Annotated in this window: 16 protein-coding genes; 9 read left to right on the forward strand and 7 right to left on the reverse strand. The window is 40.5% G+C overall.

Annotated features, from left to right (window positions below; all coding sequences use genetic code 11):
• Nucleotides 1–75: 75 nt before the first annotated feature.
• Nucleotides 76–1,980: a heavy metal translocating P-type ATPase gene (locus tag CSV80_RS08750; RefSeq protein ID WP_099670522.1), complete on the forward strand. Its 1,905-nt coding sequence runs from the start codon at nucleotides 76–78 to the stop codon at nucleotides 1,978–1,980.
• Between the two features lie 40 nt (nucleotides 1,981–2,020).
• On the opposite strand, the gene CSV80_RS08755 is transcribed toward CSV80_RS08750, so the two are convergent.
• Together CSV80_RS08755 and CSV80_RS08760 are read right to left on the reverse strand one after the other, a co-directional pair.
• Nucleotides 2,021–2,971, reverse strand: coding sequence for a YihY/virulence factor BrkB family protein (locus CSV80_RS08755; RefSeq protein ID WP_051210634.1), 951 nt, complete (start codon nucleotides 2,969–2,971; stop codon nucleotides 2,021–2,023).
• Between the two features lie 35 nt (nucleotides 2,972–3,006).
• Nucleotides 3,007–3,447, reverse strand: coding sequence for a YtxH domain-containing protein (locus CSV80_RS08760; protein WP_099670523.1), 441 nt, complete (start codon nucleotides 3,445–3,447; stop codon nucleotides 3,007–3,009).
• A 223-nt stretch (nucleotides 3,448–3,670) separates the two neighbouring features.
• Between CSV80_RS08760 and CSV80_RS08765 the strand changes: the two genes are divergently transcribed.
• Together CSV80_RS08765 and CSV80_RS08770 are read left to right on the forward strand one after the other, a co-directional pair.
• Nucleotides 3,671–5,026: an alanine/glycine:cation symporter family protein gene (locus tag CSV80_RS08765; RefSeq protein ID WP_099670524.1), complete on the forward strand. Its 1,356-nt coding sequence runs from the start codon at nucleotides 3,671–3,673 to the stop codon at nucleotides 5,024–5,026.
• 74 nt (nucleotides 5,027–5,100) lie between these two features.
• On the forward strand, nucleotides 5,101–5,322 hold the full coding sequence (locus CSV80_RS08770; protein ID WP_029055089.1) for a DUF1128 domain-containing protein: 222 nt from the start codon (nucleotides 5,101–5,103) through the stop codon (nucleotides 5,320–5,322).
• 28 nt (nucleotides 5,323–5,350) lie between these two features.
• Here the strand turns inward: CSV80_RS08770 and motB are convergent, their stop codons facing one another.
• Both motB and motA read right to left on the reverse strand, forming a co-directional pair.
• Nucleotides 5,351–6,118, reverse strand: a complete 768-nt coding sequence (gene motB, locus CSV80_RS08775; protein WP_029055090.1) for a flagellar motor protein MotB — start codon at nucleotides 6,116–6,118, stop codon at nucleotides 5,351–5,353.
• A complete protein-coding gene (gene motA / locus CSV80_RS08780; RefSeq protein WP_099670525.1) occupies nucleotides 6,102–6,911 on the reverse strand; it encodes a flagellar motor stator protein MotA in 810 nt (269 codons plus the stop codon). The genes motB and motA overlap by 17 nt, the downstream gene beginning before the upstream one ends.
• A 185-nt stretch (nucleotides 6,912–7,096) precedes the next feature.
• Here motA and CSV80_RS08785 point away from each other — a divergent pair, with 185 nt between their 5' ends.
• The 3 genes from CSV80_RS08785 to CSV80_RS08790 all read left to right on the forward strand — a co-directional run bounded on the left by CSV80_RS08785 (nucleotide 7,097) and on the right by CSV80_RS08790 (nucleotide 9,264).
• Complete coding sequence (locus tag CSV80_RS08785) at nucleotides 7,097–8,329, forward strand: aminopeptidase (RefSeq protein WP_099670526.1); 1,233 nt, start codon at nucleotides 7,097–7,099, stop codon at nucleotides 8,327–8,329.
• A 107-nt stretch (nucleotides 8,330–8,436) separates the two neighbouring features.
• Nucleotides 8,437–8,577 carry a hypothetical protein gene (locus CSV80_RS17655; RefSeq protein WP_169535197.1) on the forward strand — a complete coding sequence of 47 codons (141 nt, stop codon included), beginning with the start codon at nucleotides 8,437–8,439 and terminating at the stop codon, nucleotides 8,575–8,577.
• 108 nt (nucleotides 8,578–8,685) lie between these two features.
• Nucleotides 8,686–9,264, forward strand: coding sequence for a beta-class carbonic anhydrase (locus CSV80_RS08790; RefSeq protein ID WP_099670527.1), 579 nt, complete (start codon nucleotides 8,686–8,688; stop codon nucleotides 9,262–9,264).
• A gap of 528 nt (nucleotides 9,265–9,792) precedes the next feature.
• Here the strand turns inward: CSV80_RS08790 and CSV80_RS08795 are convergent.
• Entirely contained in the window at nucleotides 9,793–10,338 is a 546-nt protein-coding gene (locus CSV80_RS08795) for a GNAT family N-acetyltransferase (RefSeq protein ID WP_029055094.1), read from the reverse strand.
• 231 nt (nucleotides 10,339–10,569) lie between these two features.
• Between CSV80_RS08795 and CSV80_RS08800 the strand changes: the two genes are divergently transcribed.
• The 3 genes from CSV80_RS08800 to map all read left to right on the forward strand — a co-directional run bounded on the left by CSV80_RS08800 (nucleotide 10,570) and on the right by map (nucleotide 12,593).
• Nucleotides 10,570–11,307, forward strand: a complete 738-nt coding sequence (locus CSV80_RS08800; RefSeq protein ID WP_099670528.1) for a hypothetical protein — start codon at nucleotides 10,570–10,572, stop codon at nucleotides 11,305–11,307.
• Between the two features lie 101 nt (nucleotides 11,308–11,408).
• Entirely contained in the window at nucleotides 11,409–11,750 is a 342-nt protein-coding gene (locus CSV80_RS08805; protein ID WP_029055096.1) for a magnetosome magnetite crystal formation protein family, read from the forward strand.
• Between the two features lie 93 nt (nucleotides 11,751–11,843).
• The gene (map, locus tag CSV80_RS08810; RefSeq protein ID WP_099670529.1) at nucleotides 11,844–12,593 is read left to right on the forward strand and encodes a type I methionyl aminopeptidase; all 750 of its coding nucleotides are present in this window, start codon (nucleotides 11,844–11,846) and stop codon (nucleotides 12,591–12,593) included.
• 171 nt (nucleotides 12,594–12,764) lie between these two features.
• Here map and CSV80_RS08815 read toward each other — a convergent pair whose 3' ends face one another.
• Both CSV80_RS08815 and CSV80_RS08820 read right to left on the reverse strand, forming a co-directional pair.
• A complete protein-coding gene (locus CSV80_RS08815; protein WP_099670530.1) occupies nucleotides 12,765–13,946 on the reverse strand; it encodes a DEAD/DEAH box helicase in 1,182 nt (393 codons plus the stop codon).
• 38 nt (nucleotides 13,947–13,984) lie between these two features.
• The gene (locus CSV80_RS08820; RefSeq protein WP_099670531.1) at nucleotides 13,985–15,028 is read right to left on the reverse strand and encodes a lipid II:glycine glycyltransferase FemX; all 1,044 of its coding nucleotides are present in this window, start codon (nucleotides 15,026–15,028) and stop codon (nucleotides 13,985–13,987) included.
• Between the last annotated feature and the right edge of the window lie 178 nt (nucleotides 15,029–15,206).

Here is a 15,206-nt window from a genome sequence, read left to right on the forward strand (position 1 = left end):
CTACTGTAGAGTCGACTTTACTGCTTTAATAAGAACTTTGAAATTGAAATTCATTATCAATTAGGAGGAGAATACATGACAACACTTACAAAAGAACAACCGGAACAGATGATTGACTGGTCTGCACGTCTTGAACTGATTGCGGCTATATTATCTGGAATTATCATTCTTGCTGCATGGATTTTAGGGAAAAACGGTACCGAATCCTTTTCCATCACGCTGTATATTATAGCGTTTCTGATTGGAGGTTACGCTAAAGCCAAGGAAGGTATTGAAGAAACGATAAAAAACAAAGAACTGAACGTCGAAATGCTCATGATTTTCGCGGCAATCGGTTCAGGAATTATTGGATACTGGGCTGAAGGCGCTATCCTGATTTTCATCTTTGCAATTAGCGGTGCACTAGAAACTTATACGCTCAATAAAAGCCATAATGAAATATCGTCTTTGATGGAATTGCAGCCAGAAGAAGCATGGCTAATACTTGAAGATGGCAGCGAGAAAAAAGTATCCACAGACTCTTTATCGATTGGATCTATATTGTTAGTTAAACCTGGTGAACGAATTCCCGTTGACGGTGAAATCTTGAGCGGCGTCACTTCGATTGATATGTCAGCAATCAACGGTGAATCTATTCCAGTGACGAAGCAGGAAAATGATGAATTATTTGCAGGAACAGTTAATATTAGTGGTGCGATCCGCATGACAATGACCAAACCAAGTTCTGAAACGTTATTCCAAAAGATTATAACGATGGTGCAAAACGCACAAAGCGAGAAATCTCCTTCTCAACAATTTATCGAGCGCTTTGAAGGATCTTATGTAAAGATTGTGCTGGCAGCAGTTGTCATCATGATGTTTCTTCCCCACTTCTTATTTAACTGGGACTGGACTACATCCTTCTACCGTGCGATAGTCTTGCTAGTCGTCGCCTCTCCTTGTGCATTGATGGCTTCGATTATGCCCGCTACATTAGCGGCTGTTTCTAACGGTGCTAGAAAAGGGGTATTATTTAAAGGTGGTATTCACTTAGAACACTTGAGTACATTACAAGCATTCGCTTTTGACAAAACGGGTACTTTGACGAATGGGAAACCAATTGTAATGGATTTCATTGTTCGTGAAGGTACGGATATGAAAGAGGCACTCGCTTTATTTGCAGGTGCAGAATCACTGTCCAATCACCCATTGGCAAAAGCAATTATCCATTACGCTGCAGAGCATGGTGTAGAACCTGAACGTAATCTTCATATTGAAGACGTTCCTGGATTTGGTATTAAAGCAGAGACAGATCACGGCGAAATTCTAATCGGTAAACCGAAATTTGTTGGCGAAGAGTTAGTGGAAGAATTTCAGGACAATGTGGCAGTATCACTTGCGAATGAAGGAAAAACTGTCATCTTTATGAGAGACGAACAAGGAATTGTAGCGCTAGCTGCTTTACAGGATACATTACGAAAAGAAGCTATTTCTGCAATTAAATCGCTGCAATCTCTAGGGCTTCGTACAGTCATGTTAACTGGTGATAATGAAAAGACTGCACATGCAATCGCAAACGAAGTAGGTGTGGATTCCTACGTAGCTGAATGTCTACCTGAGGAGAAAGTGGTTCAGCTTAAGCAACTATTGAAAGAGCACGGTACGGTCGGCATGGTGGGAGATGGAATCAATGATGCACCAGCTCTTGCTACTGCCACTTCCGGCATCGCGATGGGTGAAGGTACAGATGTAGCATTGGAAACAGCTGATGTTGTACTCATGCAAAACGACTTGAATCGTTTATCATATGCTATTAAGCTTTCAAGAAAAATGCAGCGAATTGTTAAACAAAATGTATTCTTCTCGATAGCTGTTATCTCGATCCTCATTATCGCAAACTTCATGCAAGTAGTGGATTTGCCTCTTGGCGTCATCGGACACGAAGGAAGTACGATATTAGTTATATTAAACGGTTTACGGATGCTTAATAAAATAGAATAAAAAAAGTGAGGAAAGGGAATCCCTTTCTTCACTTTTTTATTTATACAGTTGGTTGTGTATGATCTTGACGATTTTTCACAACTGAATTGATCGTACCACCAAGTAACAAAATGATAGCTGATAAGTATAACCACATGATTAATACGATAATCCCAGCGATACTACCATACGTATTGGCATAGCTCCCAAAATTACTAATATAGAAAGAGAACCCTAGTGACGTAATGATCCATCCTATTGTTGCAAAGATAGCACCTGGAAGTATTTCTTTAAAATGTAACTTCACACTTGGCACTAGCCAATATAATAATGAGAATACCGCAAAGATCAGGAATGGTGGAATGAGGAATCGAACCAAATTCCATACTGTCAGGAACGTCTCTTCCAATCCTAAGAACGTGAAGATCACTTGCCCTATTGGTTGACCGAATATAGGTAACACTAACGCAATGATTACCGTCGCAACTAACATAATAGTAAATGCAATTGACAATCCTTTAGAAATGAAAAAATTCCTATCTTCTTCCACTTCATATGCATCATTCAAGCCTTTTGTTACTGCACCCATACCTTTAGACGCGGACCAAATTGTAGCCAAGATTCCGACTGACAGTAACCCTCCACTTTTATTATCCAGCACTTCAGAGAGTGTCCCTTCAATTAAAGAAGCCGTACTATCCGGCGCATACTCGCGGATAAACAAGAAGATTTGGCTCTGGTCTAACTGTAAGTAAGGTAGTAATGTAAAAAGAAAGATTAGTAGAGGGAATAAAGACAATAGGAAAAAGAACGCTAACTGCGAACCAGCTGCTGAAATATCCAATTCTTTCACCCGGATAATCAATTGTTTGAAAAAGCCGCTCGTAGTAGTTGGGTCAAAATCATCCTCTTCTCCGTCTTTTATATCTTTAATGAATTCTTTTACTCTTTCTGTTTGGGATTCCTCTTGATTTTCAGTATCAAAAGAAGGGGCACTTTTTTGTTTATCCAACTGATGTGTCCCCCTTTCATTTACTGATTTTATTCTTATTTTTTCTCTAGTGGTATCACGTTTTTTTTTTGGATCATCGGCGGCAACGAACCATCTCCATCTGTTGAAACAGAAGATGCAGCTGTAGAATTATCCTCGATGATATGCTCATACTCTGATTTGGAATCAGCGATTGCTTCTTTTGTGTCCGCAAACATTTCTTTCACTTGCGGAGTTAGTGTCTTGATTTCATCGACCTGTGATTTGATGTAATTTACATCACCTTTCACTTGATCAACAAGAGTTTGTACTTTTTCTTTTTTCTGTTGGAACTCGTTTTTTATGATATCCGGATTTTCTTTGTAATACAATGCTTTTTCATACGATGTTCTAGCTGTAGTCATCGTGTGTTGTCTAGTTGCTCGGTCCAACATACTCACTGCAGCTCCAAGTAGTGCGCCGCCTAATACATATCTTCCAAATTTACTGGAACCCATATATTTTTCGCCTCCTTATTCACGTTTACGTCTCACTTCATTATACCCATAATGCAACTTACCAAACAATCTTTGTTACACTTTATTCAAAAAAGGCTTGACGAATCGTTCTATTTTTTAGATTATTAACAATAACATGTTAATAACAGAATCTACTGAAAGGAGTTGATTCTCGCAATCTCGGAAACGATTATAAATATCTTAGAGAAATTGGGGGGATGAAATGGAGAACATCGAGAATTTCTTGACTACTGCGTCCGATTTAATATGGGGACCACCGTTACTCATTTTATTAATTGGTACCGGAATTTATTTAACACTGCGCTTAACATTCATTCAATTGCGATTACTGCCCTATTCACTGAAACAAGTATTTACACGGAAGCATGATAAAAAAGCAGACGGTGACATTTCACAGTTCCAGGCTCTAATGACCGCGATGGCCGCCACAGTGGGTGTCGGTAATATTGTCGGGGTTGCATCTGCCGTTGTAGCAGGTGGACCAGGTGCGATTTTCTGGATGTGGCTAGCCGGATTCTTCGGTATGGCAACAAAATACAGTGAGGCAATCTTGGCTGTTAAGTACCGTGTCAAAGATTCCAACGGCTTAATGGCCGGCGGACCGATGTACTATCTTGAACATGGTCTGAAGCAAAAATGGCTCGGCGTACTATTTGCGATATTCGGCGCACTGGCTGCGTTCGGTATTGGTAACGGAACACAATCCAAAGCAGTAGCAGATGTAATGAAAAGCACATTTGAAGTACCCTACTATATTACAGGAATTGCCTTGGTACTATTCGGTGCCCTTGTTATTCTTGGAGGTATCAAATCAATCGGTCGTGTAACGGCATTCTTCGTACCGATCATGGCATTATTCTATTTTATTGCCGGAGCAATCGTTATGGTATTAAACATTGAGCAAGTTCCAGCAGCATTCGGTCTTATCTTCACGGATGCATTCACAGGCCAGGCAGTTGCCGGGGGTGCAATCGGTACAGTCATTCGATTCGGTGTTGCACGCGGACTCTTTTCCAACGAAGCGGGTCTCGGTTCTGCACCAATCGCTGCAGCAGCTGCACGTACAGATATGCCTGGACGTCAGGCTCTCGTTTCAATGACGCAAGTATTATTTGATACGTTAATCATCTGTTCGATTACAGGTGTCACAATTGTTATGAGTAATAAATGGCAAGATCAATCAATTGATGCTGGTACTTTGACAGCTGAAGCGTTCGGCTCTTTCCTTGGTGGTGTCGGACCCATTTTAGTATCAATAGGACTTGTGTTCTTTGCTACATCCACCATTTTAGGTTGGAGTTATTATGGAGAGAAGTGTTTCCAATATCTCTTCCCGAACCGCACTGCAGTCCTTGCCTACCGAGTAATATTCGTAGCATTCATCTATGTAGGTGCTACTGCATCACTAGATCTTGTATGGATTTTGGCGGATGTATTGAATGGCTTAATGGCTATTCCAAACTTAATTGGATTGCTCGGTTTGTCCGGTGTGGTCATTATGGAAACAAGACGTTTCAAGAAGAAAATTGACGAAGAACGTGAAGAAGCTCGTAAGTAACGCCTCACAGTGCAGTTGACAGCTTACTGCTTTCATGAAATGATAGTTTTCATTAGAGGAAAGGCGGTAAGAATATGGATCTATCTACAAAATCACCAGAGAATGTCTCATACATGATTGAAAAGATTAAAGAAAAACTACGCATGGTAAATGTGGATGCGATGAAACCCGAAAATTTCAGTACAGAACAGTACGAGGATTTGTACTATATGTACGAAATGGTCATGAAACGTGACAACATCACACCGAATGAAATGCAAGCAATTGCTACAGAACTTGGTTCTATGCGCAATTAAAAAAGCGACTCCACGTGGAGTCGCTTTTTTATTGCGCTGTGACAGGTGTACCATCTTTTAAGACAAGTGGCTGAATGAGTACTTCCACTCTTCGGTTTTTACTGCGATTTTCTATCGTATCATTTGGTACGATCGGCTTATACTCCCCGTACCCTTTCGCACTGAATAAGTTCGGATCAACTTCATTGTCTGCCACAATGATTTTCAGGAACTCTACCGCACGCATAACGCTTAATTCCCAGTTAGATGAATACTCTGCATTGTTGATCGGTATGTCGTCTGTATGACCCGTGATGACCACTTGACGAGGTCTATCAAGTGTCAGCAGTCCGGAAATATCATTTGCCAGTCTTTTATACTCAGGAGTAATTGTTGCTTCTCCCGATTTAAACAGTACACTATCTCGAATCGTCAGCAATAAGCCTTCGCTTGTCATTTCAGTATCGAACTGATTTTCTAATTCATTCACAGCAATATACTCATCCAAATCATCCTGCGTTTCTCCCAAAGATTGTTGGTCTTCTATATAGGAGGAGTTTTCGTCTTGCTCCCCTACCGAATCGTCTGGAACAGGGGTAGTGGTTGGCGCGCTTTCACTCATGATGCCACTACCACTTTCAAATATTTCACTGAATACTTTAGAGACTTCTGCAAATCGTCCCTCGTCTACCGAACTCGTAGCAAATAATACGATGAATAATGCTAGTAATAATGTCAATAGATCGGCGTAAGGCAATAACCAGGACTCATTAATATGTTCTACTTCGTGTTTCTTTTTCTTACGCTTCTTCGCCAACTTTACCAGCTCCTTCGCCGCCATCAATAGCTAGCTTCTTCCGGTCTTCGACTGAAAGATAAGATGCCAATTTTTGTTCTATAACACGCGGTGCTTCCCCTTCCAATACGGAGAGAATGCCTTCAATCACCATAGTCCTCTGTCGGACTTCTTCTTTAGACTTACGTACGAGTTTATTGGAGAACGGATGCCATAAAACGTACCCTGTGAAAATCCCAAGCAATGTTGCAATAAATGCCGCGGAAATCGCATGTCCTAACGCATCGATATTATTCATATCTTTTAGTGCGGCAATCAGTCCTACAACTGCTCCGAGAACTCCTAGCGTCGGGGCGTATGTACCAGCTTGTGAAAAGATTAATGCACCGACTGAATGGCGCTCTTGCATTGCCTCAACTTCTTCGCTTAATACATCACGAATATAATCGGCATTTTGTCCGTCAATCGCCAAACTCAATCCATTTTTCAAAAATGGATCATCAATTTCATCTGTTTTTGCTTCCAAAGCAAGTAATCCTTCTCGACGAGCAACATCAGCCCATGAAGAAAATAGACGAATTAATTCTGCGTCTGACGCAAGTTTTTGCTGCGTGAAAATAATTTTGAATAATTTAGGTATCTTTTTTAATTCACTCATCGGAAATGCGATGACAACAGCGGCAATCGTTCCTGCTATGATGATTAGGATAGCAGCCGGGTTAAATAACGCGTCGGGGGTTACTCCTTTTAGCGTCATTCCGATAAGGAGAGCTGCAAACCCTAATACTAAACCTATAATTGTGGACAAATCCATGTATAAAGCCTCCAAATACTACATTCTTCTTATTATTTCGGTCATTTTATGACGTTGTTTAGGGAAAACCGCCGACTATTCTTAAGGGTACGAGAGTATTTCATCCTATTTTAATTGCTTTATCGTTGCGAACTGCAATCTTTACTTGTTAGAATTGTCGCAATACGTAAAAAGGAGATGTCATGATGGATCCATTTCAAGATCAACTTTCCAATTATGCCGACTTAGCTGTAAAAGTGGGGGTAAATATTCAACAGGACCAATATCTATTCATCAGCGCTTCTACTGAAAATACATTATTTGTTCGATTAATCGTCGAAAAAGCTTACGATGCAGGAGCACGGCAAGTGTTCGTAGACTGGGTAGACGATGTCGTTACACGTCTGCGTTATGAAAAAGCACCAGCGGATTCGTTTTCCGAGTTTCCTACGTGGAAACAGATGGAACGGGAACAGTTAGCTGAAAAAGGCGCTGCTTTCATGTCCATCGTATCGCAAGACCCAGATTTATTAAACGGTATAGAATCTAGTAGAATACGCGATAATCAAAAAGCTTCCAGCACTGCTCTCAGCAAGTTTCGACAAGCTATGCAGGCAGATAAGTTCAGCTGGACTGTCATTGCTGCACCATCGACAGCTTGGGCAGCTAAAATTTTCCCTGAGTTATCTACAGAAGAACAAGTGCCTGCTCTATGGGATTCTATTTTACGTGCTGTAAGAGCTGATCAGCCTAATCCAGTGCAAGCATGGAAAAAGCACAATGAAAACTTGCATGAAAAAGTAGATTATTTGAATGGTAAACATTACCGTAAACTTCATTATACAGCTCCTGGCACTGACTTAACAATAGAATTACCGGAAAAGCACTTATGGTGTGGTGCTGGTAGTGTCAACCAGGCTGGGCATGAGTTTATGGCGAATATGCCGACTGAAGAAGTCTTTACGGCACCGTTAAAAACTGGAGTGAATGGCTCTGTTACTAGCACAAAACCACTTAGCTATGCAGGAACAATTATTGATGGCTTCACGATTCAATTTAAAGAAGGAAAAATCACAAACGTTACTGCTACTCAAGGCGAGGAAATACTGAAACAACTTGTCGATACGGATGAAGGCTCACAATTCCTTGGCGAAGTGGCACTAGTACCGCACGACTCACCTATTTCTAACTCGAATGTGTTATTCTATAATACATTATTTGATGAAAATGCTTCGAATCATTTGGCAATTGGAAGTGCCTACGCATTTTGTCTAAATGGTGGGAAGGAAATGGATTCCGAACAACTACAAGCTAATGGATTGAATCAAAGCTTAACACACGTCGACTTCATGATTGGATCTGAAAAGATGGATATTGATGGAATTCTCGAAGACGGAACAGTAGAACCTGTCTTCCGTAACGGTAATTGGGCATTCTAAAATCCGTCACTTTTCATTCAAAGTTTACAGTAGCTCTTAATATTTTCTTGAAAATCGTGTATAATAGATAAGAGAACATAATACATTTCAGAAAGAGGGGCTTTCAAATGGCTTTAATGTATACAACAGTTATCGGTTACATGGTTGTTCTTGGACTTGCATCCTTGTTTACGATGCACTTCTTATCTGGATCAATGGATTCAAACGACTCCATTACTATTGATCCGAAACCAGAAGGCAGAAACTAATTTGCTTCTATTCCAGTCTTAACGGATATGGATTTAATGATTAGAGTTGCCTAAAAAGGCGACTCTTTTCTTTTACATACTATAAACGATACGAGGGAGATTAAAACAATGACATCATTATCCGAAATTATGATTTATAACAAAACGTTCGTTGAAGAAAAAAAGTATGAAGAGTTTTCCACTACGAAATTCCCTAATAAACGGATTGTCATCCTTACATGTATGGATACAAGATTAATCGAGCTTCTCCCTAAAGCGATGAATTTGAAAAATGGCGACGCTAAAATTATTAAAAGTGCTGGCGCGATCATCACGTCTCCTTTCGGCGGTCTGATGAGAAGTATTTTAGTTGCCGTTTATGAATTACAAGCAGATGAAGTATACGTAGTTGGCCATCATGATTGCGGCATGAGCTCTATCAACACGGATCACATTATAGGAAATATGATTGAGCGCGGCGTAGATCCAAACATGTTCAAAACATTGAAGTACTCCGGAATTGATATGGAGAAATGGTTGCACGGTTTCAGCGATGTAACTGAGAGCGTGAAAAAGAGTGTGGACGCGATCCGTAACCACCCACTCATCCCAACAGACGTAAATGTCCATGGTCTTGTTATTGATCCTGGTAACGGTAAGCTGGACATTATTGAAGATGGTTACAAAGCACAGGAAGTATCTCAGTAAAATTATATTGATGAAAATAACCGGCCTCTTCTGCTTGAAGGGTCGTTTTTTTGTGTGTTTTTATGGCGTGGCTGTGAGGGGCGGGTCGGAGGTTATTGAGCGGTTGTGTGTCGACTATGATCGCTTAGACCGTATGTATGAGCGGTTGCTAGACGTTATAGAGCGGTTACTCCGTGTGATAGAGCGGAACGGCATGAGCTATGAGCGCTTACACGAAACTATGAGCGGCAACTGCATGCTCACTGCCACCCAACCTCTGGATGGCCTAGCGTGTGGCTATTGAGCGGTTGTGTGTCGACTATGATCGCTTAGACCGTATGTATGAGCGGTTTCTGGACGTTATAGAGCGGTTACTCCGTGTGATAGAGCGGAACGGCATGAGCTATGAGCGCTTACACGAAACTATGAGCGGCAACTGCATGCTCACTGCTGCCCCACCTTAAAAAAGCTGCAAAAAACCGGCATCTTCTATTCGAAGAGCCGGTTTTTCCATATAGTTATCCACTTTTCTAAAAGGGTCTTGCCCTTTCAATAATCTTCTTCCACAATAGCATACATATAATGATCTTCCCATACACCATTAATAAACAATAATTGGCGCAACAATCCCTCACGCTGAAATTGCGCTTTTTCCAATACTTTGACCGAACCGACATTACGAGGGGATACATAGGCTTCCACTCTGTGCAGATTTACTTTTTCAAACGCAAATTGATTAATGAGTGAGACCGCTTCCGTGCCGATTCCTCTGCCCGTTTGCCGCTGATCAATGGAATACCCCACAAAACCACTGGAAAACGGTAACCGTTTAATGCTATACAATGAAATCTGACCGATGATCAAACTTGTTTCCGAATCAAATATACCAAAATTATACTCCCGTCGGTCACGCATTTGATAAAGAGATTCTCGTATTTTATCCCGCTGCATTGCTACTGTGTAATAGGTATTATCGTGCCTTGGTTCAAATTCCGTCCAGTACTCCTTATTGGCAATAAGCAGCTGGGTGAACTGATACGCATCATCTTCTGTGAGTATCCGTAGGTAGCACTGCTCCCCTTCGAGTAAAATCATTTTTCCTCATCCTTTTCGAAGCATTCTGTTCTAACCTTCTACTTTATCCAATCGATACGAATGAAATGGAGATTCAGTGCCAGTTACCTGAATTCATTAGTTCTTATTATAGTTTTTTTACATGTACAAGACAATAGAACGCCACAATTTCTCATTTGTAAAGGAATATTCATACTTTTCCGCTCCATCGATCCGTAATCTCTGTATACTGTTGTTCAGGAGGACTTTATCATGCTAAGAATAATTTTGATGGTACTTTCGCTACTCATCATGATTGGAACTCATATCGCCGCCAATTTAATCCCGCTTAACGGGCTGACTACTTGGGAAATTGCTAATCGAGTACCGGTTCTATTCATGCCTGCAGAGTACGTTTTTTCGATTTGGATAGTGCTAGATCTGTTACTAGTCAGTTGGTTATACTTATTCTTCAAAACATCAGCTAGACTCTCTTCATTTGTTGCTAATTTACGTGCAATTACTTTCTCAGTTAGCTGTTTTTTTAATATCGCATGGCTTTTATTGTGGCATTATAGTTATTATTACTGGGCTATTGTTAGCGTAATCGCCCTATTAATTTGTTTACTAGTTCTGTATTTCAGTTATCCAAAAATAGAGGAAACGATTCGAGAACGACTTCCGATATCAGCTTACATGGCATGGATTTTCATCGCAGTCATCGCAAATTCTAACTATGCTTTCAAACTCCACGATTGGACAGGATGGGGTTTGAGTGATCCACTATGGACAGTCCTCTTCTTAACTTTAACAGCAGCGATTGCTTTACATTTTATGTATCATTACCATGACTCTATGTTTAATTTAATTATCATTTGGTCTTTCATTGGTATCGCAATAAAAAATGGAACCGATGAATTATTTGTTTCAACAGCCGCTTTATTTCTTTCCGCAGTAATCGGTTTTATACTATTTATGGGTCAGCGTTTTTCAAAACCCAAACAATTATAACACGGTGCCAATTGGGCAACCGTGTTTTTTTCACGATTATACCGTAAACTAGGGTATAGGTTAGAGTATGGACTATCATGCTAGAGAGTGGAGGTTACGCTATGTCAAATTCAAAATTATTGTCTTCACTTAGTTATTTCAGTGTATTTTTCGCCCCCCTTCTATTACCAATCATCATTTATTTCGTTGCGGATGAATTCGAAGTTCGTCGTCATGCAAAAAAGGCTTTCGTTTCACATATCGTTCCTATGGCATTACTGATTGCTGGTTTTATCGTCATGTCCTTTTCAATTTTTTCCTTTAATGTCGATACCATTACAAATACAAACAGCAATATGATGTTCTGGGGATTCGTTCCTATGCTATTCATCATTCTGTATAGTTTGTTGTTTGTAAGCGTCTTAATTTGGAATGTGTATCAAGGTGTAAAAGTCTTGAAGTAAGGAATGGAAGAACAAGCGAATCATTAAAAAAACATCAATAAAGTATGATATAGTAGAATTGAATAAATTGTACGGAAGAAAGGACTTGTAAACATGATTGTAAAAAATGATGAACAATTAGAGGGGTTACGGGCAATTGGTAAAATTGTGGCGGAAATTCGTGAAACGTTGAAAGATGCTACAGTACCTGGCATCACGACGAAAGAACTTGATGATATGGCAGGTCGCCTGTTCGCTGAAAAAGGTGCGGTTTCTGCTCCTATCGACCAGTATGACTTCCCTGGCTATACATGCATCAGTGTAAACCATCAGGTAGCGCATGGCATTCCAGGAAGCTACGAGATCCAAGACGGTGATCTTGTGAATATAGATGTTTCTGGATCAGCTGGCGGCTACTTTGCAGACACTGGTATTTCATTCGTGGCCGGTACACCTGACGGGCAAAAGCAGAAGTTATGCGATGTAGCAAAGTCAGCATTGGACCGCGCGTTATTGAAAGTAAAAGCAGGTTCTAGTTTGAATCAAATCGGTAAAGCTGTGGAGCGTGAAGCGAAAGATAATGGCTTGCGTGTGATCAAAAACTTAACCGGTCACGGAATTGGTACGTCTCTTCACGAAGAGCCTCAGCATGTTCTAAATTATTACGATCCTTGGGATAAAACATTATTAAAGGATGGTATGGTTCTTGCCGTGGAGCCGTTCATTTCGCATACTGCTGAGCATGTGATTGAGTTGGATGACGGTTGGACATTTGTTACGCCTGACAAGTCACTTGTTGCGCAGATCGAGCATACGATTGTCGTGACGAAGGGGCAGCCTATTATTTTGACTCAGCTTGATTGATGATGTGAATGAGTGTGTGCGGATGCTTCCGTGCATGCTCATTTTTTTTTATGCTACGAGAGTGTTGGAGAACTGACATACTAGTTAAAATAAAAAAACTGCAGACTGCCCCCATAATACGAGAGTAGTCTGCAGTCTTTTCGTATCGACGTTTGGATGATACGTTTTTTGTTATTTCTTTTTCTTAACTTTTGGTTTTGATTTCTTTGGTGCCGCTTTTTTCAAGTCGTCAACTGTTTTGGAGTTTCCTTCAATCAGTTGTCCATTGTACCAAACTTTTTGGACGGTTTTAATGCCCTTGGAAACTTTACGGTAGTCGCGTTCTTCTGGGTAGGACAGAAGTGTGAGGACTTCTCCGTCTGCTCCGGCGCGGCCAGTTCTTCCTGATCTATGCACGTATTGTTCGGCTGTATGCGGGACGTCGACATGGATGACGTGTGTCAGTCCTTCAATGTCCAATCCTCGTGCCGCTAAGTCTGTAGCGATGAGGATGCGAATAGTGCCTTTCCTGAAGTCTTCCAATGTTTTCTGGCGGTCGAGTTTTTTCATGTCAGAATAAAGGACTGCGATCGGTGCATCATTGTAAAGTAGTTTCAGCTCTTTCATGCGCAATTGATCTACATTATTCATGAATGTTAGTGCTCGTACGCCTGATAATGCGGAAATCCCTCGAAGTATATCCGTCTTATTGCGTTCATCTACTTTTACGTATGAATGAACCACTTGACCGCTATTTGGAATTTCATCTGAATTGACTTGCAGTCGGATTGGATCCTTCATCAGTTGCTTAGCAACGAGTTCGATTTCATCCGTAATGGTGGCCGACACAACCGCTAACTGACGTTTCGGGTTTGCTGCTTCAATCAAGCTTTTCACCAGTACTCGATATTCGCGCGACAAAAGTTGATCCCCTTCGTCAATGACCACGTATTGAATATCATACATTTTTAGTTTTTTTTCTCTTACTAATTCATTTAATCTTCCTGGTGTACCAACTACGATTGTCGGTTTTTTCTTCAGTTTTTCGACCTGACGTTGCATGTTTGCACCGCCAATCAGCTGAGTTACCGTTACAGGAGTTCCTTCAACCAACTCACGTATCACATTGACGATCTGCATAGATAGCTCTTGAGATGGTGTAATGATTAACGCTTGTGTCTTCGGTAGATCTCCGTCGACCAATTGAATCACAGGTAACGTGTAGGCTAGTGTTTTACCTGTCCCTGTTGGTGATTCAGCTACTATGTCTTTACCAGACAACATCTCGGGTATCATTTGAGACTGAATCGGCATAGGCTGTTTAAATTTCCATTTTGTGCGCAAAGATTCATTCAGCTCGTCTAAAAAATTCATTCGGTTCACTCTTTTCTGTAGTTGAGGACTTCAACCGGTTATTTTTTTTGAAGCTTCTTTTTCAACTTCTGAATTTTAGGCACTACTTTCACAAACATGTTATAAATGAACGGCTTGTACACTTTATCGATTTCCCCGATAAATTCTGTCACTCCGTCTACTTGACAAAAACTGTTTTTAAAATTATATAATCCATCTTGCTCACTGTCGAGTACGAATACTCCACCAAGATCATACTGTTTCGCACCGATTTCCAGTCCCCACTTCATCATTTCATAGTTCATGAGATAACTAGGATTTAGATTACGCTTCGTGTTGGAACTGCCTGCGTATAAGTAATACAATTTTCCATTATAGTTAATAGTTACAGCACCGGCTAAGTAGTCATCTTCATGCTTTGCTATATAGATGCGTAAATCATCGAATGCCTCTCGCATTTTGACGAAATAATCATATGAACGAATAGAAATTTGATTCCGAACAGACATTTCTTCATGGATTTCAAAAAACTTCTTTAAATATTCATCACTGCGTGAATAAGATATTTCTACACCTTTACGTGCTGAGCTTCGAATTTTACTTCGTGTTCTGCTACGAAACTTAAGCATTAAAGAATCTTCATCTTCGTCCGTCAATTTAACAATCATATTGTAGCGAGGCTGGATTAAATCTTCTTTACCCGCGCCTTCGTTGCGTACTATGTAACCTGCATCACGATATAACTTGTCCAATTCATCTGTATACAGCTGTTCAGGATCCATTTTTAATGCAAAGGCTTTATGTTTTTTCACAAGCACTTCTGCCTCTTGAATCAATTCTTCAACCAGTTTCTGATCATGTAAATCGCAGATAGGTCCACGTGGTGCATATAGTAATGAAAAACCACCTGGTACCTTTCGTATTAATAAGGACATAGCGGCTACAATTTCTCCGTCCCGTTCTACATATACTTGCTCGTTCCCCCAGTCATCTTTTACATGTGCCCAGTTAGGATCTTGTGTAATCGAACGAAATGGAGAATTCCTCATAAACGTTTCATATCTTTTAACATCTTCCGCATTGCTTTTATCTAAAATCGGCACTGCTCGAACACTCCTTACGTTACTATAGCTCCATACAACTTCCGTTTTTATCTTTTAAAAATCTTTAAGAACCGTACAGCCACAGCTCTATTAAGTGTAGCCTACTGCATTTTTCAAGTCAAGAATCGAAGAGTATGCACCTGCCATTTAACAACGAAGCTTGAAAAATAAGTAATAA

Origin of the sequence: Sporosarcina sp. P12(2017), from assembly GCF_002743035.1 — a bacterium.
Classification (GTDB): Bacteria; Bacillota; Bacilli; order Bacillales_A; family Planococcaceae; genus Sporosarcina; species Sporosarcina ureae.